This window comes from Streptomyces sp. R21 (assembly GCF_041051975.1).
In the GTDB taxonomy this organism is placed as follows: domain Bacteria; phylum Actinomycetota; class Actinomycetes; order Streptomycetales; family Streptomycetaceae; genus Streptomyces.
In genome coordinates this window covers 6,811,048-6,835,576 of record NZ_CP163435.1, presented here as the reverse complement: position 1 = coordinate 6,835,576, position 24,529 = coordinate 6,811,048, and the positions used below count along the sequence as shown (strand labels likewise).

Genomic DNA, 24,529 nt, shown 5'->3' with positions numbered 1-24,529 from the left:
GTACCCGGTCGGGCATGAGACACCCCCGCGCAATCCATGCACGGCTCTTCGAGCGCGTCGCCTCCTCCCACCCCATGCTGCCGTGGCTGGCCGGCGCGGCCGTCATGGGTCTGTCCGGCAACCGTGGCGCACGCCGTGCTGCCCTGCGCGCCACCGGCTCACTCGCCCTGGCCTCTGCCGCCGTCGGCATCGCCGCCAAATCGGCCGCCGGCCACCGGCTTCCGCCTCGGCCCACCCCCCGGGCGTCGCCTGCCGGGCACGCGGCCGCCGTCGCGGCTTTCGCCGCCGGCGTCACCCTGGAGTCGCCCAGGCTGGGAGCCGCGCTCATCCCCCTGGCCACGGCAGCCGCCGTCTTTCGCGCCGGCACCGGCACGCGCTCATCCCGTGATGTGCTCGCGGGCGCCGCACTCGGGGTCGGTGTCGCGGCGGCAACCTGCCGTTGGTGGCCACTGCACGTGGACGCACCCGCCGAGACCGCCCGGCCGAACGTCTGCGTCCCCGCGCTTCCCACAGGCCGGGGGCTGATCGCCGTCGTCAACAGCGATGCGGGCGGCGACACTCCGGCCGAAGCCGAACTACGGATCCTCCTGCCGATGGCGGACATACGGCTCTGCGAGAGTGGCGTCGACCTGCACCTGGTGCTCGACCAAGCCGCCAAGGACGTACTCGCCCACGGTGGCGCCCTCGGTGTCGTCGGCGGCGACGGGACGGTCAACGCGGCAGCGGTCCGGGCCACCGAGAGCGGACTGCCACTGGCCGTGTTCCCCGCCGGCACCCTCAACCACTTCGCCGCCGACCTCGGACTGACGACCTTGAAGTCCACTGCCGATGCCGTGGAGGCGGGCCGGGGTGGAGCCGTCGACCTCGGCCGGGTCACCGCCATCGGCAGTACCGACGACGACTCCAGCACGTACTTCCTCAACACCTTCAGTATTGGCGTCTACCCCGAACTCGTCCGGGCCCGCGAAGCCCGCGAGGCGCGCCTCGGCAAGTGGCCCGCCCTCTGCATCGGCCTGCTCCGCGTCCTCGCCGACAGCACTCCCCGCCAGGTGACCATCGACGGACGGCACCGACGGCTGTGGCTGCTCTTCGCCGGCAACAGCCGCTACGACCCGCCCGGCTTCGCCCCCTCCTACCGCCGCAGCCTCAACGACGGACTCCTCGACATCCGCGCCGTCGACGGCAGCCATCCCTTCGCCCGCACCCGGCTCATCACGGCCTTCCTCACCGGAACCCTCGCCCGCTCCCGCGTCTACCAGGCCACCACGGTCACCCGGCTGCGGATCGACGGAATGAGCGAGGAAGAGGACTACACCCGTGACGGCGAAGTGAGTACGGCGGCTGACGCGCTCCATCTCGACAAAGCGGCACGTGCGCTCACCGTCTACCTGCCGCCACCGCAGTGACGCCGACGGGGTGGCGCTCTTCGGGTGTCCCGCCTGCTCAACGGCTTCAGGGTCAGGAAAGGGACAGGCCGGCGTTTGAGTTCCACGACGTGGGCTACACAACGGAGGCGTCCGACGGCCGATCTGGACGAAGGCACCGGAGAGTTGAGCTCACAGCTCCCGGTGCCGCCCGCTGAGCAGGCAGGCCGTCACCGCCGGTCTGCCAGATGGAGGCGCCGCAGTGCCCGGCGCAGCTCCCGCCGTATCGGTTCCGGGAGCGCCTCGTCCTTCGTCGTGGCGACCAGGGCAACGGCCACGTCCCGGAGCTTGACGTTGCAGTGCTGCGACACCTCCACCAGCAGGTCCCAGGCCCGCTCACTGGAACACGGCGCCAGGGCCATCACCATGCCGCGCGCCTGGTCGATCACCGCACGGCTCGCCAGCGCGCGGCCCAACTGCTCGTTTCTGGCGCGTAGTTCGACGACCTCGGTCAGTAGAGCCGTTTCCTCCGCCGAAGCCACGACCGTCAACAGCCGCTGCTCTTCTCGGGGTGTGGTCAGTTGGCGCATGGCGGGTACCTCACAGGGCAGTCATCCTGTCCGTAGGCGGTCAGCGGCGTGCCAGTCGCCGTTCGGCAGCCGCGCCGGGCTTGTATGGCGGTCCGTGATTTCCGCGCGTCCGGCATGGCCGAAGCCATGCCGGAACCAACGGATGTCAGGCCAATTCATCGGTCACCCGCCGCGTTCATGGTCCCGGCGGTCCTCGCGCCTCCAGCGCGCCCGGTTCTGACGGCTGTAGCGACGGTCCCAGCGGTCCCGACGGTCCCGGCGCTCCTGGTAGTCCCGGTAGCCCCCGAGATCGGACCCGTCACCGCGGATCCAGCCTCCCCCGCGATCACGGCCGTGTCGGGTGGCGCCGAAGAGCAACACGGCCGCGGCCACCCACCAGAGGGGATGGAGAAAGCCGAGGCCGAACAGGACCACGATCAGCACGAGAAGCAGAACGAACACGGCGGGCCTCCCCGGAGCGGAACAACGCATCAATGCCGGGGGCCAGGGCCTGTTCGAACAGACTAGCCCTCCCCAGAGGCTGCGGACAGCGACCCACGTCAGCGTCCTCCGCCAGGACCGGATGGCCACTTGCCGACTGTTCAGGGGATGCGGCGAGGGCTAACGTGCACGGTACGGCCCGAGCCCCCGGCAGCGTCGATCACCTCTCGCGCTCCTTCGAGGGCGCACCTCGCGCATCAGTGCCGGAATCTGCCCCGTGTACCAACGGGTCGCTCCCGCACCCGCCGTCGCCACGCCATCCCGGCGCAGCCTCGATGCGCCTCATGCGGGCATCCTCCTGGTGCTGCCCGCCGCGTCGCACGCATCCCACCGCAGGTGGTACGCATGTACGTACTGATCGTTCCGGCTTCTGCCCCCTTCGTCCTGCTCGCCACCGTGCTGGGCCTGTCCTGGTGGGAGGACCGCGTCCTGCCGGCGCCGCCGCCCGAGCCGGCCGACGGTTCCGCCGAGGCTTCGTTTGTCCCAGCGTCCCCTGCCCAGCTCGCAGAACTCCCCCGTGTCGACACTGCGTTGACACAGACAGTTGCCAGGCGTTGACTGACAGCACGGCGTAGGGCTATGCCGCTCCGGACTGTTCGGGCGACGCATTCCACCTTCCCGTTTCGCCCGGACCCCGCGGACCCAGGAAATTCCCGCGATCTGGAGGCCCGGCGATGTTATGGATCCTTCTCCTTCTGCTGATCCTGGTGGTGTTCGGGTTCGGCTTCACCATGCAGATCCTCTGGTGGGTCGCCGCCGTACTACTGGTCGTCTGGATCGTCGGCTTCGCCATGCGCGGGGGCGGTGGCGGACGCGGCGGTGGCCGCCGGTACAGCCGCAGCCGCGGGTAGTCCACACCAGCCGCTCTCCCGCTCGCGGGAGCCCGATCCAGCGAACAGGCAGAGGACAACCATGAGCGTCGGACGGACGATCAAGAACAAGACCCAGGCATTCAAGGGCCGGGTCACCGAACGCATCGGCCGGGCCACCCGCAACAGGCGACTGCAGCGAGAAGGCAGGACCGACCAGATCTCCGGAAACCTGAAGCAGTCCGGCGACAAGGCCAAGGACGCCTTCAGGCACTGACCGGCAGAGCCCCGGGTGGCGCCCAGATCGCGTGGACGCCACCCGGCAGGCCAACACGGAATTGATGGGGACGGCAAATGAACCAGAGCAACCTACGAGCCGAGAACCAGAGAAGGCAGCCATGCTCAGCATTGTGATCATCGCCGTGATCGTCATCATGGCGGTCGCCGTCCTCACCGTTGGACGTGGACGCATCCGGGACGGCGGTGGGCGCGGGCTGAAGCACCGCTTCGGGACCGAGTACGACCGTGCCCTCGCCGACCACGACGGCGACACCAAGGCGGCCGAGCGGGAACTCGGCGAGCGCGTCAAGCAGCACGGCTCCCTCCAGGAGCAGCCGTTGTCGCGCGAGGTCCGCGCGCAGTACAGGGCCCAGTGGGCCGACATCCAGGACCAGTTCGTCGAATCACCGCAGAAGGCCGTCACCGCGGCCGACGCACTGCTTGCCGGCCTGGCGAAGGACCGGGGCTTCCCCGGCGAGCAGTTCGGGGAGCAGTTCGCCGCCCTCTCCGTCCACCACGCCGCCCATGTCCAGGGCTACCGCGGCGTGCACACGGCGGCACGCGGCCAGGGCGACACCGAGGAGATGCGGGAGGCCATGGTCGGGGCCCGAAGCTTCTTCGAGGCACTGGTCGCCGAACAGGCAACCGACTTCGACCGGCACAGTCCGCCGTCCCTCAACGGCACCGGCCACGCCCCGTGGGCATTGAACCGACGCCACACGAAGGGAAGGAGCACGTGATGTCGCACAACGCCGAACACGCACAGCGCCCCCAGACCGGAAGCCCGGATCCCACGACGCAGCGCGCCCCGCAAACACCTCCCGCCGAAACCCCCCACGCGTCACGCGAGCCCGGCACCAACGCCGGCAGCCCCGATCACACGCCGACGTCGGAGATACTCCCGCAGGGCGAACGGGACAAGCTCACCCTGCGTCTCCGACAGGCCCTGAACACCTTCGTCGACCGCCCACGCCAGGCAGTGGAAGAAGCCGACGCCGTCTTCGACGAGGTCGCCACCCAGTTCACCAACAGCCTCAAAGAACGGCGCCGCGTCCTGCACACAAGCTGGCAGGACCAGGGCACCGATGCGCAGACCGAGCAACTACGGCTCGCGCTCCGGCAGTACCGGGAGATCACCGAACGGCTGCTGCACATGGCAGCGCCTGCAAGCCGGTAACACCGTCCTCCCCGCAGGAAGCACAGCCGCCGCAGGAAACCGGTGCGCACATCGCAACGGCCGGACTGCGGTAGCTGTGTAGGGGGAGGCTCACACAGTGGCATCGGAGCCGCCCGATCATCGCCGTGTAAACATCCTGGTTCTCCTCTCCCAGGCCGACCGCGGGACCGGCCTCAGGACTATGCTGGCCGCGGACGTCCCAGACCCCGGCGAGCCACCGCTGCTTGGCCCACATGCCTGCGGAGAGCGGATCGCTTGTCCGGTCGCCCAGCGCATCCCCGAGGGAACCGGCTGGGTCCTACGCCCCGGAACATCGGCTGCCGGATCGGTCATTCACCTGCCTGCACGACAGTACGACCGTACCGGGAACCCGGCACGGTCTCGTGAACCGAGGCACCCTGCCCATGAGTACCCCACCCGTCCTGAACGTCCACCGGCACGACACGGACAACCGGGCGCTGGTCACCCTGACCGGTGAGATGGACCTGAGATCGGTACCTCTGGTGCACGCGTCACTGGCGCGATGCCCGCACGATGGCATCCGCGCCATCGACGTCGATGTCACCGCCGTGACGTTCTGCCACAGCAGCGGCCTCAACGCCTTCCTCTACGCCTTGTTGCACACGGCCGCGCACCGACTCCCTCCGGCCATGCCTGATCTCCCGGGCGGTGTGCTGTGACGGTGTCGCCCGGGCCGAGCCGACCTCGGAAACGTGCAGACCATCGGCCTCCCGCCACGCGCACGAGGCCCCTGAGCCTGCGCCGGCTCAACCGCTGGCAGGCCGAGGGCCTGCGGGAGGACCTGGCGGACCTGTACGCGGAGTCCTGCGCCACAGCGCCCGGTTGGGAGCACCGCGGCCGGAAGGACTTCCTGCGCCGTCTCACACGTGACACCTGGCGACCGGGGTTCGCCATGCTCACCGCGGAGGCACCGGACTTGGTGGGGTGCGCGTTCGGATTCCCCGTGCGGCGTGACGGCTCCTGGTGGATCGGATTCCGTGGAACACTCCCGCAGGACGTCGGGCAGCTCACCGCGTCCGGACAGGTCTTCGCCGTCAGCGGGATCGTGGTCCGCCCCTCCGAGCGGTACCACGGCCTGGCCGACCGCCTGCAGGATCGGCTGCTCGCCGACCATCGGGCCTTGCTCGGCGCGACCCTGGTGGACCGGACCCATCGTGCGGCCTGCGCCGGGTTCCGGTCGCGCGGATGGCACGACATCGGCCTCGTCTACAGGCCACCGGGCCCCAAGGTGCTGCGGGCGCTGGTCCTTCCCCTCGGAGAGGGGACGGCGGCGGAGCCGGGTGACCTCGCGCACCATGCGCGAATCCAATAGTGGATCAGCAGCGCAGCGCGCCAACCGCCACAGACCGCTCCGGAACCGATCTCCCGAGCAGCGGATCCAGTCCGTTGCGCGGAAGTTGACGCTCCATCACCCTCAGGAGGAACGTTTGCTCAGGTCAGAACGTTTTTTCTACCTGCGCTTGGTGGGGCGGGTGGGACTCGAACCCACGGCCGGCGGATTATGAGTCCGCTGCTCTAACCGGCTGAGCTACCGCCCCTTACGGCGCGTCGCGCACATTTGTGCGCGCCGTCTGCCGCAGCATAGCCGCTCATACGATCTCCTGCTTCGGATGGTCGGCTTCGCACGACCATGAGGACTTCGCCATGGCCTGCGCGGTTCCGCGGACATGAAAAAGGACCCCGAAGGGGTCCTCTTCCGCTGCTCTCCCGACTGGACTCGAACCAGTAACCTGCCGGTTAACAGCCGGCTGCTCTGCCAATTGAGCTACAGGAGATCGAAGCTCCCCCGACTGGACTCGAACCAGTAACCTGCCGGTTAACAGCCGGCTGCTCTGCCAATTGAGCTACAGGGGATTGCCTCGTTGCATCGAACGTACCTACCTGGGTATTCGCCAGGGGGCGTGCGCTCGCTGCGACACATACATTAGCGCAAGCAGGGGGGTGCTCCGCCAATCGGTTCCCCCCGGCACCGATGCCGACGCAAGGGAAGGGTGGCCGCCATGCGCTACCGGCTCACATTCGTCGCCGGACTGGTCGTGGGTTACGTGCTGGGCACACGAGCCGGGCGCGAGCGCTACGAGCAGCTGAAGAAGTCAGCGCGCCAGGTCGCGCAGAACCCGGCGGTGCGCAACACCGCCGAGACCGCGGCGCAGCAGGGACGCGCGGTCGCGGGCAAGGCGTACCACGCGGTGAGCGACAAGGTCGGGGACCGTGTGCCCGACTCCGTCGCCGACCGGGTGCGCTCGCTGCGGGAGCGGAACACCAACGGCGCCGCCGAGGACGACTGGGGCACCAGCAACACCTGAGAGGGTGCCTCGGACCGCCTCTCGCGTACCAGGGACACCGGCTGTCTTGCGGGGCACCGGTGACTTCGGCGCAGACACCTCTCGCCGTACGGCAGAATTTCTGTCATGGGGATAGTCGCCGGGCTGGACAGTTCGCCCGATTTCACTCGCATCGTCGTCTGCGACTCGGACACGGGTGCCGTGCTCAGGCAGGGGTATGCGCCGCATCCGGTGGAGCCCGCCGAGGGCGGCGGCCGTCCCTCGGACGTGGATCCGCAGGCCTGGCTGCTGTCCCTGGGCGAGGCAGCCGGCGGCGGGCTGCTCGAAGGCGTGCAGGCCATCGGCGTCTCCGCTCAGCAGAACGCGCTCGTCCCGCTGGACGCGCAGGGCAACACGGTGCGCCCGGCGCTGGTCGGCGGTGACAAGCGCGCGCAGGTCGCGGCGGCGGATCTCGTCGACGCGCTCGGCGGACGCGAGGCGTGGGCGCAGGCGGTGGGCTGCGTGCCGCAGGCCGCGCAGCCGGTGACCAAGCTGCGCTGGATGAACAAGACCGAGCCGGACGCGGCGCTGCGCACCGCCGTGCTGCTCCAGGCCCACGACTGGCTCGTGTGGCAGCTGCTGGGGCGGCCGGTGCGCAGGACGACCGACCGCGGCGGCGCCTCCGGCACCGGCTACTGGTCGGCGGCGACCGGCGGATACCGGCCGGACCTCGTCGAACTCGCGCTCGGGCACCAGGCGATGCTGCCCGAGGTGCTCGGGCCGTCCGACGCGGCCGGGACGACCCCGGAGGGGCTGCTGATCTCCGCCGGGACCGGCGAGACGATGGCGGCGGCCTTCGGGCTCGGCATCGGGCTCGGCGACGCGGTGGTGTCGCTGGGGGCCTCCGGGTCCGTGATGGCCGTACACCCCGAGGCGCTGGTCGACGCGACCGGGATGATCACCTCGCTGGCCGACGCGACCGGGATGCATCTGCCGGTCGTCACCACACTCAACGCCGTACGGGCCTTGCGCGGCACCGCCGAACTGCTCGGCCTGCCCGACCTGGAGAGCCTCTCCGACCTGGCGATGAAGTCGACGCCGGGCTCCCACGGGCTGGTCATGCTGCCGTACCTGGAGGGCGAGCGGACCCCGAACCTGCCGCACACCGCGGGCACCCTCGCGGGCCTGAGGCGGGAGTCGATGCGGCCCGAGCACCTGGCCCGAGCGGCCTTCGAGGGCATGCTGTGCGGGCTCGCGGACGCGCTGGACGTGCTGCGCGGGCGCGGGGTCGACGTACGGCGGATCTTCCTGCTCGGCGCGGCCGCGGAGCTGCCCGCCGTGCAGGCCGCGGCGCCCGCGCTGTTCGGTGTGCAGGTCGTGGTGCCACAGCCCGCGGACTACGCGGCACTCGGCGCGGCCCGGCAGGCCGCCTGGGCGCTCGGCGTGTCGCAGGGCACGCTCGACCCGCGCACGCCGCCGATGTGGCAGGGCGCGGTCGCGCAGGTGCTGGAGCCCGGCGAGGAGCTGGCCGTGGGACAGGCCGTACGACAGCAGTACGTGTCCGTACGGGAGCAGACGCATCCGGGGGCGTTCCGGGCATAGCCAACACCAACGGCGTACGCCTGAGGACCGAGGCCGGATCGGCTCTTGGGCCGCTCTTGGCTTAATCAGTTGAGGTAACGCGGGGGGAGTGTCCGACGATAGGGGGTGGTGCACCCACCGAACGCCCCGACGCCGTCGACCCCGAGAGACCCCGCGTGCTCATACGACTTCTGCGAACCCATCTCAGTCCGTACCGGAAACCCATCGCCCTGCTGGTCCTGCTCCAGTTCCTGCAGACCTGCGCCACGCTCTACCTGCCCACGCTCAACGCGCACATCATCGACAACGGTGTCGTGAAGGGTGACACGGGCTACATCCTGTCCTTCGGCGCCCTGATGGTCGGCATCTCGCTGGCCCAGGTGGTCTGCAACATGGGGGCCGTCTACTTCGGCGCCCGTACGGCGTCGGCGGTCGGCCGGGACATCAGGGCCGCCGTCTTCGACCGCGTGCAGTCCTTCTCGGCCCGCGAGGTCGGCCACTTCGGTGCGCCGTCGCTGATCACCCGCACCACGAACGACGTGCAGCAGGTGCAGATGCTCACGCTGATGACGTTCACCCTGCTGGTGTCGGCGCCGATCATGTGCGTCGGCGGCATCATCCTCGCCCTCGGCCTGGACGTGCCGCTGTCCAGCGTGCTGATCGCCGTGGTGCCGGTGCTCGGCATCAGCGTGACGGTGATCGTGCGGCGGCTGCGCCCGCTGTTCCGGAAGATGCAGGTCCGCCTGGACACCGTGAACCGGGTGCTGCGCGAGCAGATCACCGGCAACCGCGTGATCCGCGCCTTCGTCCGGGACGACTACGAGAAGGAGCGCTTCCGGGGCGCGAACACCGAGCTGACCGAGGTGTCCCTGGGCACCGGCCGGATGCTGGCCCTGATGTTCCCGATCGTCATGACGGTGGTGAACCTGTCGTCGATCGCCGTGGTGTGGTTCGGCGCCCACCGCATCAACAGCGGGGGCATGCAGATCGGTGACCTCACCGCGTTCCTCGCCTATCTGATGCAGATCGTGATGTCCGTGATGATGGCCACCTTCATGTTCATGATGGTGCCGCGCGCGGAGGTCTGCGCCGAGCGGATCCAGGAGGTCCTCGACACCTCCAGCAGTGTCGTGCCCCCGACCGCTCCCGTCGTGGAGCTGCGCCGCCACGGCCACCTGGAGATCCGGGGCGCGGGCTTCCGTTACCCGGGCGCCGAGGAGCCGGTGCTCAAGGCCATCGACCTGGTGGCGCGGCCCGGCGAGACCACGGCCGTCATCGGGTCGACCGGCAGCGGCAAGTCCACGCTGCTCGGGCTGGTCCCGCGGCTGTTCGACGCCACCGACGGCGAGGTGCTCGTCGACGGCGTGGACGTGGCCACCGTCGAGCCCCGGCTGCTCGCGAAGACCGTGGGCCTCGTGCCGCAGAAGCCGTACCTGTTCGCGGGCACGGTCGCCACCAACCTGCGCTACGGCAATCCGGACGCCACCGACGAAGAGCTGTGGCACGCGCTGGAGGTCGCACAGGCCAAGGGGTTCGTCCAGGGACTGGAGAACGGCCTCGACTCCCCCATCGCCCAGGGCGGGACGAACGTCTCGGGCGGTCAGCGCCAGCGCCTGGCGATCGCCCGCACCCTCGTGCAGCGCCCGGAGATCTACCTCTTCGACGACTCCTTCTCGGCGCTCGACTACGCGACCGACGCGGCCCTGCGCGCCGCGCTCGCCCACGAGACCGCCGAGGCGACCGTCGTGATCGTCGCCCAGCGCGTGTCGACCATCCGGGACGCCGACCGGATCGTGGTCCTGGACGAGGGCCGCGTCGTCGGCACCGGCCGCCACCACGAACTGATGGCGGACAACGAGACCTACCGGGAGATCGTGCTCTCCCAGCTCACGGAAGCGGAGGCTGCCTGATGGCCGGGCCCATGGGACGCATGATGGCCGGGGGCGGCCCCGACCAGCGCTCGATGGACTTCAAGGGGTCCGGAAAGCGGCTCCTCGCCCAGTTCAAGCCCGAACGCGCCACCCTGTACGGGATGCTCGTCGCCGTGGTCCTGAGCGTGGGCCTCTCGGTGGTCGGGCCGAAGATCCTCGGCCGGGCCACGGACCTCGTCTTCGCCGGGATCGTCGGGCGTCAGATGCCGGCCGGTGCCACCAAGGAGCAGGTCCTCGACTCCATGCGCAGGCGGGGCGAGGGCGGCGTCGCCGACATGCTCTCGGGCACGGACTTCACCCCGGGCAAGGGCATCGACTTCGACGCGGTCGGCAACGTACTGCTGCTCGCGCTCGGTACGTTCCTGGTGGCCGGCCTGCTGATGGCGGTCGCCACCCGCCTGGTGAACCGCGCGGTCAACAAGACGGTCTACCGGATGCGCGAGGACATGCAGGCGAAGCTGTCCCGCCTCCCGCTGTCGTACTTCGACAAGCGGCAGCGCGGCGAGGTCCTCAGCCGCGCCACCAACGACATCGACAACATCGGGCAGACGCTCCAGCAGTCGATGGGCCAGCTCATCAACTCGATGCTGACGATCATCGGCGTACTGGTGATGATGTTCTGGGTGTCCTGGCTGCTGGCGCTCGTGGCGCTGGTCACCGTGCCGCTCTCCTTCTACGTCGCCACCCGCGTCGGCAAGCGCTCGCAGCCGCACTTCGTGCAGCAGTGGCGTACGACGGGCAAGCTCAACGCCCACATCGAGGAGATGTACACCGGGCACACCCTGGTGAAGGTGTTCGGGCGGCAGGACGAGTCGGCGGCGCAGTTCGCCGAGCAGAACGACAAGCTGTACGAGGCCGGGTTCAAGGCGCAGTTCAACAGCGGAGTCATGCAGCCGCTGATGATGTTCGTGTCGAACATCAACTATGTGCTGGTCGCGGTCGTCGGCGGGCTGCGGGTGGCGACGGGCGCGCTGTCCATCGGTGACGTGCAGGCCTTCATCCAGTACTCCCGCCAGTTCTCCATGCCGCTGACCCAGGTCGCGTCCATGGCGAACCTGGTGCAGTCCGGAGTCGCCTCCGCCGAGCGGATCTTCGAGCTCCTCGACGCCGAGGAGCAGGGCGCGGACCCCATGCCGGGAGCCAGGCCGGACGAACTGCGCGGACGGGTCGCCCTGGAGAACGTGTCGTTCCGCTACGACCCCGACAAGCCGCTCATCGAGGACCTCTCGCTGAAGGTCGAGCCCGGACACACGGTCGCCATCGTCGGCCCGACCGGGGCCGGCAAGACCACCCTCGTCAACCTGCTCATGCGGTTCTACGAGGTCACCGGCGGGCGCATCACGCTCGACGGGGTCGATGTCGCCACCATGTCCCGGGACGACCTGCGGGCAGCGATCGGCATGGTCCTCCAGGACACCTGGCTGTTCGGCGGCACGATCGCGGAGAACATCGCGTACGGCGCCTCGCGGGACGTGACGCGCGGCGAGATCGAGGAGGCCGCGCGGGCCGCGCACGCCGACCGGTTCATCCGGACACTGCCCGACGGGTACGACACCGTCATCGACGACGAGGGCACAGGAGTGAGCGCCGGTGAGAAGCAGCTCATCACCATCGCGCGGGCGTTCCTGTCCGACCCGGTGATCCTGGTCCTCGACGAGGCGACGAGTTCGGTGGACACCCGGACCGAGGTGCTGATCCAGAAGGCGATGGCGAAGCTGGCGCACGGGCGGACGTCGTTCGTCATCGCGCACCGGCTGTCGACGATCCGCGACGCCGACACGATCCTCGTGATGGAGAACGGGGCGATCGTGGAGCAGGGCACCCACACGGACCTGCTGGCGGCGGACGCGGCGTACGCCCGGCTGTACAAGGCGCAGTTCGCGCAGGCCGTCGCGGAAGTGGACTAGCTTCCGGTCGATCCCTGGGGGCCGCTCACCTCGCGTGAGCGGCCCCTTCTTCAGTCCAGGTATCCCCGCAGCTGGTCCGCGAAGGCGTGGTCCCTCAACTTGTTGAGGGTCTTGGACTCGATCTGGCGGATGCGCTCGCGCGTGACGCCGAAGATGCGGCCTATCTCCTCCAGCGTGCGCGGGCGCCCGTCGGCCAGCCCGTAACGGAGCTGGACGACCTTGCGCTCGCGCTCCCCGAGCGTGGACAGCACCGCCTCCAGATGCTCCCTGAGCAGCAGGAACGCCGCCGACTCGACCGGCGAGGCCGCGTCGCCGTCCTCGATGAGGTCGCCGAGCGCGACGTCGTCCTCCTCCCCGACGGGCGCGTGCAGCGAGACGGGTTCCTGGGCGAGCCGCAGGACCTCACTGACACGCTCGCTGGGCAGGTCGAGGTGCGCGGCGACCTCCTCGGGAGTCGGCTCGTAGCCGCGCTCCTGGAGCATGCGGCGCTGCACGCGCACGACCCGGTTGATCAGCTCGACGACATGGACCGGGACGCGGATGGTCCGGGCCTGGTCGGCGAGGGCCCGGGACATGGCCTGGCGGATCCACCAGGTCGCGTACGTCGAGAACTTGTACCCGCGCGCGTAGTCGAACTTCTCGACGGCGCGGATGAGGCCGAGGTTGCCCTCCTGGACCAGGTCGAGCATGGTCAGTCCGCGCCCCACGTACCGCTTGGCGACGGAGACGACGAGCCGCAGGTTCGCCTCGATGAGACGGCGCTTGGCCATGCGGCCCATGACGACCAGTTTGTCCAGGTCGAGGGCGAGCTGGCTGTCCAGGTCGGTGGCGAGGCGGAGCTTCTCCTCGGCGAAGAGCCCGGCCTCGACGCGGCGGGCGAGGTCGACCTCCTCGGCCGCGGTGAGCAGGGAGATCCGGCCGATCTCGCGCAGGTACTGGCGGAACAGGTCGGAGGAGGGGCCACCGGTGTCGGCGGCTCGGCTGCGGGGCGGTTCGACGGGCTCCGGGGCCTCGGTCTCGGTGATCTCCACGACGCCGACAGGGGGCTCGTCGGGTTCGGGCGGGCTCTCCGCGTCCGTCTCGGGCTGTGCTTCGGGGTGGTGCGCGACATGGCTCTGCGAAGGGACTGCCGGGATGACGTCGTTCTCCGCGTCCGTGTCCATGGTGTCGTCGGTCTGTGTGAGGGTCTGGGTCTGCACGGGGGCGACCTCCAGGAATGTCGCTGCTGGGGCGTGCGGCAGCGGTACGTCGGGGATGGGGTCGACGGCCTCGCCGCTGTCCATCCCGTAGTCGTTGAGCGGAATCGCGGGGGTGTGGGACCCGTTGTGGACGGGTCGGCCGCGCTCCGAGGACTCAGGCACCGGAACCCAGTGTGGAGTACGACACATCGCCGCCACGAGGGGCGTGCGGCGACTTTTTGAGTCCGGTCCGTGACCGCGTGGTTACCCTGCCGTACGAGTGCCCAGGTGAGGGGGCGCGAAACGGTGTGAATGGCGCGCAGAACGGCGCGGGGAAAGCGGCCGGGAGCCCGTCAGAGCGCCGTCGCGCCCTGTTCCCGCAGAGCCTGGTCGTACTGCTGGAGCACCCACAGCTCGTTCTGCACGGCGGCCAGTTGGGCCGGGTCGCCCTGCGCGCTCACCCGGGCCAGGGTGCCCTGGACGTCGCGTACGCGGCGCTCGACGGCGCGGCGGCGCACGGCGACCAACTGGACGCCCGCGTACGTCTCGTCGACGGTCTTGCGCATGATCGCCTCGACGGCCAGCTCGGTGACCATGGCGCGGACCGCGTCGTCGGGGGCGGCCTCGCGGACGCGGACCAGATACTCCTGGGAGTCCTCGACGCCGTACTCGGCGCCGCCCGCGTCCATGATCGCCTGGCGTACGGCCGCGTACGGCTGGGCGGTGAACTCGTCCACCCCGTACGCGTCGAAGGCCGGGGAGACCAGCTCGGGGCGCTGGAGGGCGAGCTTGAGCAGCTCGCGCTCGGTGGCGAAGACGGGGTTGCGCAGGGTGAGGGCCGGGCCGCCGGTGGACGTCCTGGCGGCCTCGTACGCCTGCTGGGGGCGCTGTCCGGCCGGTGCGGGGCCCTTGCCGCCGCGGTCGCGGGCCCAACGGGCCAGCTGGCCCACCCGCTTGACCACGAACTGGGTGTCGAGGATGCCGAGCATGCCGGCGAGCTGCACGGCGACCTCGTGCTGGGCGCCGCTGTTCTTGATGCGGGCGACGATCGGGGCCGCCTCGTCGAGCGCGGCGGCGCGGCCCGCGGGGGTCTCCAGGTCGTAGCGCAGGACGATCTGGCGCAGCGCGAACTCGAAGAGCGGGGTGCGGGGTTCGGCCAGGTCGGCGACCGCCTCGTCGCCCTTGGCGAGCCGCAGCTCGCAGGGGTCCATGCCGTCCGGGGCGATCGCGATGTAGGTCTCGGCGGCGAACTTCTGGTCGTCCTCGAAGGCGCGCAGGGCCGCCTTCTGGCCGGCCGCGTCGCCGTCGAAGGTGAAGATCACGCGCGCGCTGCCGTTGTCCATCAGCAGGCGGCGGAGGATCTTGATGTGGTCGGTGCCGAACGCCGTGCCGCAGGTCGCGATCGCGGTGGTGACGCCGGCGAGGTGGCAGGCCATGACGTCCGTGTAGCCCTCGACGACGACCGCGCGGCTGGCCTTGGCGATGTCCTTCTTCGCGAGGTCGATGCCGTACAGCACCTGGGACTTCTTGTAGATCGCCGTGTCGGGCGTGTTGAGGTACTTGGGCCCGTTGTCCGACTCGTACAGCTTCCGCGCGCCGAAGCCGACGACCTCGCCGCCGATGTCGCGGATCGGCCACATCAGCCGGCCGCGGAAGCGGTCGATGGGGCCGCGGCGGCCCTCCTGGGAGAGGCCGGAGAGGAGCAGCTCCTTGTCGGTGAAGCCCTTGCCGCGCAGATAGCGGGTCAGGTGGTCCCAGCCCTGGGGGCTGTAGCCGACGCCGAAGTGGGCGGCGGCGGCCTGGTCGAAGCCGCGCTCGGCGAGGAACTTGCGCCCTGTGTCGGCTTCGGAGCTGGTGTCGAGCTGCTCGATGTAGAACTGGGCGGCGATCTTGTGGGCCTCGACCAGGCGGATGCGTTCGCCGCGCTGGTGGGCGGGGTTGTACCCGCCCTCCTCGTACCGCAGCGTGATGCCCGCCTGGGCGGCGAGGCGCTCGACCGACTCCGAGAAGGTGAGGTGGTCGACCTTCATCACGAACGTGATGGTGTCGCCGCCTTCCTGGCAGCCGAAGCAGTGGAAGAGTCCCTTGCTCGGGCTGACCTGGAAGGACGGTGACTTCTCGTCGTGGAACGGGCACAGCCCCTTGAGGTTGCCGCCGCCCGCGTTGCGCAGCTGGAGGTACTCGGACACCACGGCGTCGATCGGGACCGCGTCCCGAACCGCCTTCACGTCCTCGTCGTTGATCCTTCCGGCCACGCGTGAATTCTACGGGGACGGTGTGACAGTCGAACGCCGCTGTCGGTCATGGGACCAGGCTGTCCAGCGGAACGTGTGGGTCCGCCAGCGCCTCGGTGTCCACCTGGGCCCTGGAACGGATCAATGACTGAATCGGCTCCGTGACGTCCCACACATTCACGTTCATCCCGGCCAGCACACGTCCGTCGCCCAGCCAGAAGGCGATGAACTGCCGCTTGCCCGCGTCTCCGCGGATCACCACCTGGTCGTACGAGCCGGGGGGCGCCCAGCCCGAGTACTCGAGCCCGATGTCGTACTGGTCGGAGAAGAAATAGGGCACGCGGTCGTAGGCGATGTCGCGGCCGAGCATCGAGCGGGCGGCCGCCGGGCCGCCGTTGAGGGCGTTGGCCCAGTGCTCGACGCGCAGCCGGGTGTCGAAGAGCGTGTGGTGGAAGGCGGCCACGTCGCCGGCGGCGTAGATGTCCGGGTCGGAGGTGCGAAGGTTGCCGTCGACGGCGATGCCCGCGCCGTGCGCGCGGTCGGCGATCTCCAGGCCGGCCGCCTCGGCGAGGGCGGTGCGCGGGGCGGCGCCGATGGCGGCGAGCACGTCGTGGGCGGGGTGCTCCTCGCCGTCGTCGGTGCGGGCGGCGAGCACCATGCCGTCCTGGCCGACGATCTCGGTGAGCCGGGCGCCGAAGTGGAAGCGGACGCCGTGCTCGCGGTGCAGCTCGGCGAAGACCTGGCCCAGCTCGGGGCCGAGCACCGCGTGCAGCGGGGTCGCCTCGGGCTCGACGACGGTGACCTCCGCGCCGTACTCACGGGCCGCCGCCGCGACCTCCAGGCCGATCCAGCCGGCGCCCGCGATGACGATGTGGCCGTTGTCGCGGCCGAGGCTGGCGAGGACGCCCTTGAGGCGCTCGGCATGGGCGAGACGGCGCAGATGGTGGACACCGGCGAGGTCGGTGCCCGGGATGTCCAGGCGGCGGGGTTCGGCGCCCGTCGCGATGAGCAGCTTGTCGTAGTGCACCAGCGTGCCGTCGTCGCCGAAGCGGACCGTCTTCGCCGCGCGGTCGATCGCGTCCACGGTCTGGCCGAGGTGCAGCTCGACGTCGTGCTGCGCGTACCAGGCCGGTTCGTGGACGAAGACGCTGTCGCGCTCCTCCTTGCCGAGCAGGTACCCCTTGGAGAGCGGCGGGCGCTCATAGGGGTGGTCGCGTTCGTCGCAGATCAGTATCACGCGGCCGGTGAAGCCCTCCGTTCGAAGGGTCTCGGCCGCCTTCGCGCCGGCCAGGCCTCCTCCGACGATGACGAATGTCTGATCCGCGTCGACCACTTGATGCCTCCTCGTAAGGATGTCGCCACATGCGAGCGTCCCGCACGCAGGGTGATGCGGGAAGAGGGAGTGGCCCGATCAGGCCACGCAGGGTCACACTCGTATACCCGTTTGCTGTGATTCGCCCCAATCATCGAGGGTGTGTCGCGCCGGAGTCCGGGAGCGGCCGCGCGGCGGTCAGCGCGGACGGGCGCCCGTGAGCCGGGCGTGCAGGGAGCGCGCGGAGGCGTCCGTGAGGGATGCGATCTGGTCGACGATCACCCTTCCCCGGGCCCGGTCGTCGGAAGCCTCGTCGAACAGCGCGCGGAACTGCGGATCCAGGCCGTCGGGTGCGCGGGCGGTGAGCGCCTCGGCGAGTTCGGCGACGACGATCCGCTGGTCGGCGCGGAGCACTTCCTGTTCGGCGCGCTGCATGACGTACCGGTCGGCGACCGCCTTGAGGACCGCGCACTCGTGCCGGGCGCTTCTCGGCACGACCAGCTCGGCCCCGTACCGGGTGAGGCGCCCTGTGCCGTACGCCGCCCGGGTCGCGCCCTCCGCCGCGAGGCAGAAGCGGCCGATGAGCTGGCTGGTGGCGTCCTTCAGCCGGGCCTGCGCGACGGCCGTCCCGTCGTATCCGTGCGGCCACCACTTCTGGTCGAGGAGGCGGTCGAGGGCCTCGGACAGCTCGGCGGGGTCCGTGTCGGCCGGCACGTACCGTCCGATGGCGACGGCGAAGATCTCCTGCCGCTCGGGCTCGGCGTGCAGGCAGTTGGGGTCGATGTGGCCCGCGTGCAGGCCGTCCTCGAAGTCGTGCACCGAGTACGCCACGTCGTCCGACCAGTCCATGACCTGGGCCTCGAAGCACGTGCGCGTGCCGGGCGCGTCCTTGCGGACCCAGTCGAAGACGGGCCGGTCGTCGTCGTAGACCCCGAATTTGGGGGACTTGGGGTCGGCGGGGTGGGCGCCGCGCGGCCAGGGGTACTTGGTGGCGGCGTCGAGGGCGGCGCGGGTGAGGTTGAGGCCGACGCTGACGAGCTCGCCGCCCGCCGCGGCAGCATCTGATGTCAGGGCCTGGGAGCGCACGAACCGCTTGGGCTCGATCCTCGTCAGCAGGCGCAGCGACTGGGCGTTGCCCTCGAAGCCGCCGATGTCCTCGGCGAATTCATTGAGCGCCTGCTCTCCGTTGTGCCCGAAGGGCGGGTGGCCCAGGTCGTGCGAGAGGCAGGACGCCTCGACGAGGTCGGGGTCGCAGCCGAGAGCGGCGCCCAGCTCACGGCCGACCTGGGCGCACTCCAGGGAGTGGGTCAGCCGGGTGCGGGGGCTGGCGTCCCAGACGTGGCTGCGGGTGCCGGGCGTGACCACCTGGGTCTTGCCGGCCAGCCGGCGCAGGGCCGCCGAGTGCAGGACGCGCGCGCGATCGCGCTGGAAGGCGGTGCGGCCCGGCCGCTTGTCGGGTTCGACGACCCAGCGCTCGATGGCGGAATCGTCGTACCCGTCCGGGCTGACGTGCTCGGCGTGCTCTTCGTGTGCCTTGAATGCCTTGTGTGCCTTCGGTGCAGTGCCTTCCATGCACCGACAGTAGACGCAGGCACTGACAAACGGGACACAGCTGTCCGAGGAGCCCTGCTTCAGGCCGTGGCCAGTTCGCGGTCCGAGGCGGTCTCGGGCCTGGCGACGGCCTGGTCGTAGCGGTGCAGGACGAGGCGGGCCATCGCCGGGTGGGCGCCGAGCGGGGCGGCGGCGATCCAGGGGGCCGCCCCGGCGCACTCGGTGGCGAAGCGGCCGGGGGCGGTGAAGTACGAGGCGACGGCGACCCGGTGGCGGCCGCGGGCGGCGAGCGCGCGGACGGCGGCGGAGACGGTGGGGGTGGCGGCGGAGGCGTACGCGGGGACGACCGGGACGCCGAGGCGCTCGGCCAGCTGCTGGGCGGTGCGGCGGGTGTCGACGGCCGCGTCGGGGTCGCGGGAGCCCGCGGCGGCGAGCACCACGGCGCTCGCGCGGCGGGTGACCTCGGTCGTCCTGGTGCGCCAGCCCGCCTCGACGAGCCGTGCGTAGAGCGTCTCGACGAGCAGCGGGTGCGGGCCGAGCGGGGCGGCCACCCGCGTGCGCAGGCGCTCGGCGGCGGCCGCGGCCTCGGGGATGTCGTGCTTGACGTGGTAGCCGCGGCTGAGGAGCAGCGGGACGAGCACGGCACTGCCGGTGCCGTCCTGGTCGGCGCGGGCGAGGGAGGCGAGCGTGTCGGGCAGCAGGGGCTCGTTCAGCTCGATGTGGCCCAGGTGCACGGGCAGGTGCGGGCGCAGTTCGCGGATCCGCTCGACGATGGTGCTCACGGTGGCCAGCGCGCGCGGGTCGCGGCTGCCGTGGCCCACGAGGACGAGCGCGGGCGGCGAGGGGCGCCTGGTGCCGTTGAGGGAGACGAGGCTGAGCTGGCTGCCGAGCTGGCTGGTGATCCGGTTCATGAGTTGCGCCGTACTGTCGAGGTGGGCGCCGCCGAGCGGCACGCCGCCGGGCCGGTTCTTGGACGCGGTCGTGGACTCGTCGCGAGGAGGGTTCGACGCCGTCATGGACCGATCCTGGCGGTACGAGGTTGCCGTGCCGTTGCGTGAGGGTGACGGGTATTTTCCGGCGCTTCACGGTGCGGGGCCCGGCGGTGTGAGGTGCCCGCCCCGAGCGGCCCCGCGCTCCCGGCGAACCGGATCACCGTACGCTGCGTCCCCTCTGGCGAGGACCGGCGAGGACCGGCCACGCCAAAATCCGGCCAGACCGGGAACGACCTGGGGGGACACCGTCGATGCGCCTGCCGCGCGTGAGCATCCGCCGACCGAGGCGACCGATACTGCCGCGCACCCGCAAGGGGCAGCGGCGGGCCGTGCAGGCGGTGATGCTGCTGTGCGTGCTGGCGCTGCTGCCCGCGACCTGGATGTTCACCGCGGCCGGTGACCGGCTCCGTACGACGGCGGACGTGCCGCGCACCGAGGTCGCTGTGGTCTTCGGGGCCGGGCTGTGGGACGGGGAGCCGTCGCCGTACCTCGCGCACCGGCTGGACGCGGCGGCGAAGCTGTACCGGGCGGGCCGCATCGAGGTCGTCCTCGTCACCGGCGACAACAGCCGCGAGGAGTACGACGAGCCCGACGCGATGCGCGCCTATCTGACGAAGCACGGCGTGCCCGACGCCCGGATCGTCAGCGACTACGCCGGGTTCGACACCTGGGACTCGTGCGTGCGCGCGAAGAAGATCTTCGGCGTCGACCGGGCGGTCCTGATCAGCCAGGGCTTCCACATCCGGCGCGCGGTCGCGCTCTGCCAGGCGGCGGGTGTGCAGTCGTACGGCGTCGGGGTGGACGCCAAGCACGACGTGACCTGGTACTACGGCGGCGCCCGCGAGGTGTTCGCGGCCGGCAAGGCGGCGCTGGACGCGCTGTTCGAGCCCGATCCCCGGTTCCTGGGGCCGAAGGAACCGGGGGTCACGAAGGCACTCGCTAGCGGCCGGTGAAGCGGGGGACGCGTTTCTCCAGGAACGCGGCCATTCCCTCCTTCTGGTCCTCCGTCGCGAACAGGCCGTGGAACACCCGGCGTTCGAAGAGGATGCCGTCACGCAGGCCCGTCTCCAGGGCCCGGTCGACGCACTCGCGGGCGGCGGCGACGGAGGCGCGGCCATGCGAGGCGATCGCCCTGGCGGCCTCCAGGGCCTCGGGGAGGACCTGGTCGTCGGGGACGACCCGGGAGACCAGGCCCGCGCGTTCCGCCTCCGGTGCGTCCATGGTGCGGCCCGTGAGGACCAGGTCCATCGCCTTGGCGCGGCCGACGAGACGGGTGAGGCGCTGGGTGCCGCCGATGCCGGGGATCACGCCGAGCCTGATCTCCGGCTGGCCGAAGACCGCGGACTCGCCGGCGACGATCAGGTCGCACATCATCGCCAGTTCGCAACCGCCGCCCAGGGCATAGCCGTTGACGGCGGCGATCTTCGGGGTGCGGAGGCCGGCGAACTCCTCCCAGCCGGAGAAGTAGTCCTCGGCGGCCATGTCGGCGGCCGTTCTCCCGGACATCTCCTTGATGTCGGCGCCCGCCGCGAAGACCTTCGCCGAGCCCGTGACCACGAAGCAGCCGGCCTCGGGGTCGCCGTCCAACGGGCGCAGTACGTCCAGGAGTTCGGCCAGAAGCTCGCCGCTGAGGGCGTTGAGGACGTGCGGGCGGTGGAGTCGTACGGTGACGACAGGGCCGTGGCGTTCGACCTTGAGGGTGTTCATCAACTCCCCTTTCCTTACCGGTGCTTACGGGTCTGCCGTTCCGGTGCTTACGGGTGTTCCGTTCCGGCGCCTACGAGTCCCAGATCGCGCCGTACGCCGGGATGCCGCGGCTCTCCAGGCCGTGCACGACCTGCCAGGTGAGCTTCTTGTTGGAGATGCAGATGACCGCCTCGGCGCCGAAGTCGCGGTAGGCGGCGTACGCGAGCCGCACCATGTCCGGCTTTCCGTTCCTGGAGGTGTCCCAGACGAGGGCGTCCGGCTGGACGGTGAGGATCTCGTCGACGAGTGCGTCCCCGTAGGTCGTCCGGGGGTCGCGGGTCGCCCAGACGAGGCGCGAGGGGACCTCCGCGGCCAGCAGATGGGGCAGGCAGGGGCCGATGCCGCTGCCCGTGGCGACGTAGACCACCTTCTTGAACAGGGTCTCGATGTTGGCGACTCCGGCGGTGGTGATGCCCTTGACCCAGACCCGTTCGGGCGCGTCGTCGACGAAGGAGCCCGTCCAGTCGCCCGCCCGGGAGATCGTGAGCCGGAAGCCGGACTCGCCGGGTGCGGGCACGTTGGCGAACGAGTGCCACTCCATGAGCGGGCTCCGGCTGATCGCCGTGGAGGACCCCGCGAAGGGCGTCACGCCGTGGTCGAAACGGGCCAACGCCACGTGCGGCGAGGGCCGTTCGATCCGTACGGCGACCTTGCGCAGCCGCATCCAGGGCAGCGCGACGCTGAAGGTGACCACCGCCAGGACCGCGAGGGACACCGGGTCCGGCGCGGACAGCAGCGTATGCGTCCAGAACAGTGCCAGCGCCGCCCAGCCGCCGAAGCGGTGGATCTTCTCGAAGTGGTCGTGGAAGCGGGAGCGGAACGGCGGCAGCGCGGTCGCGACGATGACGACGAGCAGGCCGATCAGCACCCAACTGACGCTGATGAGCGGCGTGTTGCGGCTGTCCGCCGTGACCGTCACGGCCACCGCGACGAACCACGCCGCCCCCGCCAGCGCGCCCCCGACGTGCAGCCCGCCGAAGTGGTACACCTTCCCGAGCGTCCACCGCACCTTCAGCGGCCAGGAGGTCGGCGCCCAAGTCGCCAGCCGGAAGAAGAGGTTGACGACGTACTGCTGCCGTACGACGACGGCGAGCGCGAGGTTCACGAGGGCCGCGTGGCCGAGGGTGCGGGTGGCGAGGGGCCAACTCGCCAGCAGGAACACGAGGTTGGCGATCAGCACCAAGGCCGCCAGGCGGTTGTAGTGCATCAGGCGGGGGTGCTTGAGGAGGCGGCGGGGTGCGGAGGCGAGCGGGGGAAGCTCCACCGCCGTATCTGCCGTATCTGCCGCAGTCGCCATGCCCATGACATCCGTAGAAGTCATCGCGGCACCACCTCCCGCTGCTCCGCCAGCCGCAGCAGCGCCCCCTTGTCGATCTTTCCCCGGTCCGTCTCGGGGAGGAAGGCGAGGGGCAGCACCTCGGACGGGACGCAGTAGTAGGGCAGGGCGGCCGCGACCGCGCCGCGGGCCTTCTCCGGATCGACGTCGGCCGGGCAGACGAAGGAGACGAGGGTGCGGGCGTCGCGTCTCAGGGTGACGGCGCGGGCGCAGCCGGTCACCGACTCCAGGATCGCGGAGACGGAGTCGAGTTCGACGCGGAAGCCGCGGACCTTGACCTGGTCGTCCGTGCGGCCGAGGTGTTCGAGGTCACCGCCCGGGGTCCAGCGGCCGAGGTCGCGGGTGCGGAACATCCGCCGGTCGCCGCCGAGGAAGGGGTCGGGGGCGTACCGCTCGGCGTTCAGCCGCTCGTTGCCCAGGTATCCGGCCGAGACGCAGTCGCCGCCCGCCCACATCTCGCCCACCGCGCCGATGGGCACGGGCCGCCGGTGCTCGTCGAGGACGTACACCGTGTTGTTGGGGGTGGGACGGCCGATCGTGAGGAGCGCATCGGACGGTCGATGGCGGCGCATGGTGTTCACGATGGTCGTCTCGGTCGGGCCGCAGCAGTTGTGGAAGGCCGCGTGGCCCGCCCACCGGTCGGCCAGCGGGCGCGGGCACGGCTCCCCCGCGACGGCCACCGTGCGGATGCGCGGGCAGCTCGCGGGGTCGATGCCGGACAGCACGGTCGGCGTGGCGATCAGGACGTCCGCCGTACGGGCCGCCTCGGCGATGTCCTTGCCGCGGATGACGAGGGTGCCGCCGTGCGTCAGACAGCCGAGGATCTCCCAGGCCGCCATGTCGAAGGCGATGTTCAGCAGCTGGGCGACGCGCTCGCCGGGACGGACACCGAGGCCGCCCGGCCCGGTGAACAGGAGGTTCGCGACGTTGCGGTGGGTGACCTCGACGCCGTTGGGCGGGCCCGTCGTACCGGAGGTGAACAGGACGTAGCAGCCGTCGTCGGGGCGGACGCCGACCGTCGGCGGAGCCCCTTCGGGGGCCATCGGCCCGCCTTCGTACGCCGCCGGCTCGTCCAGCGCGATCAGCCGGACGCCCTGCTGCCGTGGCACGCGGTGCGCGTGCTCGGAGAGGGTGAGGACCACCCGGGTCGCGGCGGCGCGCATGACGTGGCCGAGCTGGGCCGCGGGGGCGAGCCCGATGTCCTGCGGGACATAGGCGGCGCCCGCCTTGAGCGTGCCGAGGAGGCCGACGAGCAGCGGGATCGAGCGGTGCGCGAAGAGGCCGACGTGATCGCCGGGGCGTACGCCTTCGCGGACGAGCCGGGCGGCGAGTCCGTCGGCGTAGCGGTTCAGCTCGCCGTATGTGATCGTCGCGCCCCGGTGTTCGGCGGCGACGGCATGCGGCGTGGCCATGGCGTGCCGTTCGACGGCGTGATGGACGAGCGGGTCGGGCACGGGGACGGTGGGGCCCCGTCCGTACTGCCAGAACAGTGCCTGGTCGCGGGGGGTGAGATGGCGCAGAGGCATGACTCCGGAGACCTCCTGGCTGTTTCGAGGAGCGGATGACGTGTCCGGTGTGAGCGGTGCCGAATCCGGGTTTTCGAACGCCGTGCGGTCTTTCGCCGCCCGACTGTAGTCGCGGATTTTGAATCCTCAACAAGGCCTCGTCGGCCACCTGCCGATGCGTAATCGGCCACATGTGGCGTCCTTCGTCACAGAGGCAACTTTCGTGGCGCCCGCGGCAACCCTCGGGTGAGGGGTGGTGTCGCTTGGGAGGC

At 70.7% G+C, this 24,529-nt stretch carries 22 protein-coding genes and 3 tRNA genes; 12 read left to right on the top strand and 13 right to left on the bottom strand.

The features are described 5' to 3' along the window. The first annotated feature begins 14 nt into the window (after positions 1 to 14). Positions 15 to 1,406 (top strand): diacylglycerol kinase family protein, encoded by a 1,392-nt coding sequence (locus tag AB5J56_RS30460; RefSeq protein ID WP_369237083.1) that lies wholly within the window; start codon positions 15 to 17, stop codon positions 1,404 to 1,406. Positions 1,407 to 1,594: 188 nt separating this feature from the next. On the opposite strand, the gene AB5J56_RS30455 is transcribed toward AB5J56_RS30460, so the two are convergent. Both AB5J56_RS30455 and AB5J56_RS30450 read right to left on the bottom strand, forming a co-directional pair. After that, entirely contained in the window at positions 1,595 to 1,954 is a 360-nt protein-coding gene (locus AB5J56_RS30455; protein WP_369237081.1) for an ANTAR domain-containing protein, read from the bottom strand. A gap of 162 nt (positions 1,955 to 2,116) precedes the next feature. Continuing rightward, on the bottom strand, positions 2,117 to 2,395 hold the full coding sequence (locus AB5J56_RS30450; RefSeq protein WP_369237079.1) for a hypothetical protein: 279 nt from the start codon (positions 2,393 to 2,395) through the stop codon (positions 2,117 to 2,119). A 713-nt stretch (positions 2,396 to 3,108) separates the two neighbouring features. On the opposite strand from AB5J56_RS30450, the gene AB5J56_RS30445 reads away from it, so the two are divergent. The 6 genes from AB5J56_RS30445 to AB5J56_RS30420 all read left to right on the top strand — a co-directional run bounded on the left by AB5J56_RS30445 (position 3,109) and on the right by AB5J56_RS30420 (position 6,032). Continuing rightward, positions 3,109 to 3,285: a hydrophobic protein gene (locus AB5J56_RS30445; RefSeq protein ID WP_369237077.1), complete on the top strand. Its 177-nt coding sequence runs from the start codon at positions 3,109 to 3,111 to the stop codon at positions 3,283 to 3,285. Positions 3,286 to 3,346: 61 nt separating this feature from the next. Beyond that, positions 3,347 to 3,520: a CsbD family protein gene (locus AB5J56_RS30440; RefSeq protein WP_369237075.1), complete on the top strand. Its 174-nt coding sequence runs from the start codon at positions 3,347 to 3,349 to the stop codon at positions 3,518 to 3,520. A gap of 121 nt (positions 3,521 to 3,641) precedes the next feature. Next, positions 3,642 to 4,262 (top strand): hypothetical protein, encoded by a 621-nt coding sequence (locus AB5J56_RS30435; protein WP_369237073.1) that lies wholly within the window; start codon positions 3,642 to 3,644, stop codon positions 4,260 to 4,262. Next, positions 4,262 to 4,699, top strand: coding sequence for a hypothetical protein (locus AB5J56_RS30430; RefSeq protein ID WP_369237071.1), 438 nt, complete (start codon positions 4,262 to 4,264; stop codon positions 4,697 to 4,699). The genes AB5J56_RS30435 and AB5J56_RS30430 overlap by 1 nt, the downstream gene beginning before the upstream one ends. A 404-nt stretch (positions 4,700 to 5,103) precedes the next feature. Continuing rightward, on the top strand, positions 5,104 to 5,379 hold the full coding sequence (locus AB5J56_RS30425; RefSeq protein ID WP_369237069.1) for an STAS domain-containing protein: 276 nt from the start codon (positions 5,104 to 5,106) through the stop codon (positions 5,377 to 5,379). Between the two features lie 233 nt (positions 5,380 to 5,612). After that, positions 5,613 to 6,032: a hypothetical protein gene (locus AB5J56_RS30420; RefSeq protein WP_369237067.1), complete on the top strand. Its 420-nt coding sequence runs from the start codon at positions 5,613 to 5,615 to the stop codon at positions 6,030 to 6,032. A 149-nt stretch (positions 6,033 to 6,181) separates the two neighbouring features. On the opposite strand, the gene AB5J56_RS30415 is transcribed toward AB5J56_RS30420, so the two are convergent. From AB5J56_RS30415 to AB5J56_RS30405, 3 genes are all read right to left on the bottom strand, one after another. Further along, positions 6,182 to 6,258: transfer RNA gene (locus AB5J56_RS30415), tRNA-Ile, on the bottom strand. A gap of 164 nt (positions 6,259 to 6,422) precedes the next feature. Further along, positions 6,423 to 6,495: transfer RNA gene (locus tag AB5J56_RS30410), tRNA-Asn, on the bottom strand. Between the two features lie 6 nt (positions 6,496 to 6,501). Beyond that, a tRNA-Asn gene (locus tag AB5J56_RS30405) sits at positions 6,502 to 6,574 on the bottom strand. 146 nt (positions 6,575 to 6,720) lie between these two features. On the opposite strand from AB5J56_RS30405, the gene AB5J56_RS30400 reads away from it, so the two are divergent. From AB5J56_RS30400 to AB5J56_RS30385, 4 genes are all read left to right on the top strand, one after another. Then, positions 6,721 to 7,026, top strand: coding sequence for a YtxH domain-containing protein (locus AB5J56_RS30400; protein ID WP_369237065.1), 306 nt, complete (start codon positions 6,721 to 6,723; stop codon positions 7,024 to 7,026). A gap of 105 nt (positions 7,027 to 7,131) precedes the next feature. Further along, entirely contained in the window at positions 7,132 to 8,586 is a 1,455-nt protein-coding gene (locus tag AB5J56_RS30395; RefSeq protein WP_369237063.1) for an FGGY family carbohydrate kinase, read from the top strand. Between the two features lie 155 nt (positions 8,587 to 8,741). Continuing rightward, complete coding sequence (locus AB5J56_RS30390; protein ID WP_369237061.1) at positions 8,742 to 10,475, top strand: ABC transporter ATP-binding protein; 1,734 nt, start codon at positions 8,742 to 8,744, stop codon at positions 10,473 to 10,475. Continuing rightward, complete coding sequence (locus AB5J56_RS30385) at positions 10,475 to 12,403, top strand: ABC transporter ATP-binding protein (protein ID WP_369237059.1); 1,929 nt, start codon at positions 10,475 to 10,477, stop codon at positions 12,401 to 12,403. Before AB5J56_RS30390 ends, AB5J56_RS30385 begins: the two co-directional genes overlap by 1 nt. A 50-nt stretch (positions 12,404 to 12,453) precedes the next feature. On the opposite strand, the gene AB5J56_RS30380 is transcribed toward AB5J56_RS30385, so the two are convergent. The 5 genes from AB5J56_RS30380 to AB5J56_RS30360 form a co-directional block, all read right to left on the bottom strand. After that, a complete protein-coding gene (locus tag AB5J56_RS30380) occupies positions 12,454 to 13,764 on the bottom strand; it encodes an RNA polymerase sigma factor (RefSeq protein ID WP_369237057.1) in 1,311 nt (436 codons plus the stop codon). 170 nt (positions 13,765 to 13,934) lie between these two features. Further along, complete coding sequence (gene dnaG / locus AB5J56_RS30375; RefSeq protein ID WP_369237055.1) at positions 13,935 to 15,836, bottom strand: DNA primase; 1,902 nt, start codon at positions 15,834 to 15,836, stop codon at positions 13,935 to 13,937. Positions 15,837 to 15,882: 46 nt separating this feature from the next. Further along, a complete protein-coding gene (locus tag AB5J56_RS30370; RefSeq protein WP_369237053.1) occupies positions 15,883 to 17,148 on the bottom strand; it encodes an NAD(P)/FAD-dependent oxidoreductase in 1,266 nt (421 codons plus the stop codon). A gap of 177 nt (positions 17,149 to 17,325) precedes the next feature. Next, positions 17,326 to 18,699, bottom strand: coding sequence for a deoxyguanosinetriphosphate triphosphohydrolase (locus AB5J56_RS30365; protein ID WP_369237051.1), 1,374 nt, complete (start codon positions 18,697 to 18,699; stop codon positions 17,326 to 17,328). Between the two features lie 59 nt (positions 18,700 to 18,758). Next, on the bottom strand, positions 18,759 to 19,694 hold the full coding sequence (locus AB5J56_RS30360; protein WP_369237049.1) for a sirohydrochlorin chelatase: 936 nt from the start codon (positions 19,692 to 19,694) through the stop codon (positions 18,759 to 18,761). A gap of 227 nt (positions 19,695 to 19,921) precedes the next feature. Here AB5J56_RS30360 and AB5J56_RS30355 point away from each other — a divergent pair, with 227 nt between their 5' ends. Beyond that, entirely contained in the window at positions 19,922 to 20,623 is a 702-nt protein-coding gene (locus AB5J56_RS30355; RefSeq protein ID WP_369237047.1) for a vancomycin high temperature exclusion protein, read from the top strand. On the opposite strand, the gene AB5J56_RS30350 is transcribed toward AB5J56_RS30355, so the two are convergent. From AB5J56_RS30350 to AB5J56_RS30340, 3 genes are all read right to left on the bottom strand, one after another. Continuing rightward, entirely contained in the window at positions 20,610 to 21,377 is a 768-nt protein-coding gene (locus tag AB5J56_RS30350) for an enoyl-CoA hydratase-related protein (RefSeq protein ID WP_369237045.1), read from the bottom strand. The genes AB5J56_RS30355 and AB5J56_RS30350 overlap by 14 nt on opposite strands. 70 nt (positions 21,378 to 21,447) lie before the next feature. Then, positions 21,448 to 22,713, bottom strand: a complete 1,266-nt coding sequence (locus AB5J56_RS30345; protein WP_369242896.1) for a hypothetical protein — start codon at positions 22,711 to 22,713, stop codon at positions 21,448 to 21,450. Positions 22,714 to 22,733: 20 nt separating this feature from the next. After that, positions 22,734 to 24,278, bottom strand: coding sequence for an amino acid adenylation domain-containing protein (locus AB5J56_RS30340; RefSeq protein ID WP_369237043.1), 1,545 nt, complete (start codon positions 24,276 to 24,278; stop codon positions 22,734 to 22,736). Positions 24,279 to 24,529 lie beyond the last annotated feature (251 nt).

Excerpts from the sequence above, each read along its gene's own strand:
- AB5J56_RS30460 (WP_369237083.1), top strand. The coding sequence starts at position 15 with ATGAGACACCCCCGCGCAATCCATGCACGGCTCTTCGAGCGCGTCGCC.
- AB5J56_RS30455 (WP_369237081.1), bottom strand. The coding sequence starts at position 1,954 with ATGCGCCAACTGACCACACCCCGAGAAGAGCAGCGGCTGTTGACGGTC.
- AB5J56_RS30445 (WP_369237077.1), top strand. The coding sequence starts at position 3,109 with ATGTTATGGATCCTTCTCCTTCTGCTGATCCTGGTGGTGTTCGGGTTC.
- AB5J56_RS30440 (WP_369237075.1), top strand. The coding sequence starts at position 3,347 with ATGAGCGTCGGACGGACGATCAAGAACAAGACCCAGGCATTCAAGGGC.
- AB5J56_RS30435 (WP_369237073.1), top strand. The coding sequence starts at position 3,642 with ATGCTCAGCATTGTGATCATCGCCGTGATCGTCATCATGGCGGTCGCC.
- AB5J56_RS30430 (WP_369237071.1), top strand. The coding sequence starts at position 4,262 with ATGTCGCACAACGCCGAACACGCACAGCGCCCCCAGACCGGAAGCCCG.
- AB5J56_RS30425 (WP_369237069.1), top strand. The coding sequence starts at position 5,104 with ATGAGTACCCCACCCGTCCTGAACGTCCACCGGCACGACACGGACAAC.
- AB5J56_RS30420 (WP_369237067.1), top strand. The coding sequence starts at position 5,613 with ATGCTCACCGCGGAGGCACCGGACTTGGTGGGGTGCGCGTTCGGATTC.
- AB5J56_RS30400 (WP_369237065.1), top strand. The coding sequence starts at position 6,721 with ATGCGCTACCGGCTCACATTCGTCGCCGGACTGGTCGTGGGTTACGTG.
- AB5J56_RS30395 (WP_369237063.1), top strand. The coding sequence starts at position 7,132 with ATGGGGATAGTCGCCGGGCTGGACAGTTCGCCCGATTTCACTCGCATC.
- AB5J56_RS30385 (WP_369237059.1), top strand. The coding sequence starts at position 10,475 with ATGGCCGGGCCCATGGGACGCATGATGGCCGGGGGCGGCCCCGACCAG.
- AB5J56_RS30365 (WP_369237051.1), bottom strand. The coding sequence starts at position 18,699 with ATGGAAGGCACTGCACCGAAGGCACACAAGGCATTCAAGGCACACGAA.
- AB5J56_RS30360 (WP_369237049.1), bottom strand. The coding sequence starts at position 19,694 with ATGACGGCGTCGAACCCTCCTCGCGACGAGTCCACGACCGCGTCCAAG.
- AB5J56_RS30355 (WP_369237047.1), top strand. The coding sequence starts at position 19,922 with ATGCGCCTGCCGCGCGTGAGCATCCGCCGACCGAGGCGACCGATACTG.
- AB5J56_RS30350 (WP_369237045.1), bottom strand. The coding sequence starts at position 21,377 with ATGAACACCCTCAAGGTCGAACGCCACGGCCCTGTCGTCACCGTACGA.
- AB5J56_RS30345 (WP_369242896.1), bottom strand. The coding sequence starts at position 22,713 with ATGGCGACTGCGGCAGATACGGCAGATACGGCGGTGGAGCTTCCCCCG.
- AB5J56_RS30340 (WP_369237043.1), bottom strand. The coding sequence starts at position 24,278 with ATGCCTCTGCGCCATCTCACCCCCCGCGACCAGGCACTGTTCTGGCAG.